Source organism: Flagellimonas olearia (genome assembly GCF_009184425.1).
Taxonomy (GTDB): domain Bacteria; phylum Bacteroidota; class Bacteroidia; order Flavobacteriales; family Flavobacteriaceae; genus Flagellimonas; species Flagellimonas olearia.
The window spans coordinates 1-305 of the sequence record NZ_WELG01000223.1 but is presented as its reverse complement, the minus strand read 5'-3'; the positions used below and the strand labels follow the sequence as shown (position 1 = coordinate 305).

Genomic DNA, 305 nt, shown 5'->3' with positions numbered 1-305 from the left:
CCAAATATCCCTAACGCAAACCTTTTTTCTTTGTCAATAGGCTTATCCATCAACAGATCAATATTCAAGCTTGCGGTTTGATAAGAAGCTAAAGAATCGCTTTTAAACCCTTTCATCGCCCCCCCTAAATATTCCCCATAAAAGCGTAAGGCGCTAATCCCGTTAGCAAAATACTTTTGATACCCGCTCCTTAAGCCATACAACAAAGGAGAAGCTTGAATGTTGCTTGAAGGTTCAAAGCTTTCATAAGATCGAGCGTAAGAATGAGCGTTAATCCCTATATCGCCAAGAATGACGCCTATAAA

Annotated in this window: 1 protein-coding gene; it reads right to left on the bottom strand. The window is 40.0% G+C overall.

What is annotated here, in order from left to right:
• The coding region (locus tag F8C76_RS20130) for a hypothetical protein (RefSeq protein ID WP_211372234.1) at window positions 1–305 on the bottom strand (305 nt) is incomplete at both ends.